This is a genomic window from Methanoregula sp. (genome assembly GCF_002835825.1).
Classification (GTDB): Archaea; Halobacteriota; Methanomicrobia; order Methanomicrobiales; family Methanospirillaceae; genus Methanoregula.
This window is the reverse complement of sequence record NZ_PIZH01000722.1, coordinates 1-1,093: the sequence shown is the minus strand read 5'-3', so window position 1 is coordinate 1,093 and position 1,093 is coordinate 1. Positions and strand designations below refer to the sequence as shown.

1 protein-coding gene is annotated in these 1,093 nt (G+C 53.1%); it reads left to right on the top strand.

Translation table 11 applies throughout. The features are described from left to right. Positions 1 to 11: 11 nt before the first annotated feature. Positions 12 to 1,093 (top strand): Fic family protein (locus tag CW742_RS14700; RefSeq protein ID WP_292421677.1); only part of this gene is annotated, 1,082 nt, incomplete at its 3' end.

Sequence of the window (1,093 nt, the reverse complement as noted above, 5' to 3'; positions counted from 1 at the left end):
TCTACCGGGAGATGCGGCAGGAGAAGGTTGCCTACCCTCCCGTGAAACTCGTGTATACAATCATCCCGGAGATTGTAAAGCACCTTCATGCAATTGACAGGTATCTTTCCGGCAACATCAAAATCCACAACAAGACCATCCGGCTCGAACCATCCTACATCATCAACTCGTTCATGGAAGAGGCCATCGCCTCAAGTCTTCTTGAGGGCGCGGCAACAACCCGGAAGGTTGCAAAAGAGATGCTGAAGAAGGGCCGCAAGCCGAAAACTGTCTCCGAACGGATGGTGGCCAACAATTACGAGACGATGAACTTCATTCTTGAGCACAAGGATGCTGTGCTCACGCCGGCTCTCCTTCTTGAGATCCACCGGCTGGTGACAAACGGGACGATCCGTGACGATGCGGTCGGGCAGTTCCGGACAAACAATGATATTGTTGTTGCAAACCCGGTGACCCGGGTCATTTACCACACACCTCCGGATTTCCACGAGATCGTGCCCATGATAGACGCTCTCTGCACATTCGCAAACGATACCGGGACAGCCAATGATCCGGGCGAAGACTACATCCACCCGATTATTAAGGGGATCATCCTCCACTACCTCATCGGATACATCCACCCGTTCGAGGACGGGAACGGGAGGACCGCCCGCAGCATCTTCTACTGGTACGTTGTCTCGCGGGGATACTGGCTCTTTGAATATATGCCCATCTCCCGGATCATCCTCCGGTCAAAGAAGAAGTATTCCCTGGCGTACCTGCACTCCGAATACGATGACATGGATCTCACCTATTTCCTCCTCTACAATCTCACCTGCATCGATGCGGCACGAAAAGACCTGCTGAACTATCTTGAAGCAAAACAGGCTGAACAGGCAGCCACGAAGGCCATTGTCCGAACGATACCGGAAATAAGCCAGCGGGAGGGAGATATCCTGCGCACCATGATGGAGCAGCGCGAACAGTACTTCACGATCCGGGAGATCATGCAGCAGTATGGTACGGTGTATGAAACTGCCAGGACGGATCTCCTCCACTTAGCCGATCTCGGGTATCTCACGAAAGAGAAGCGGGGACGGGAATTCGTCTTCAT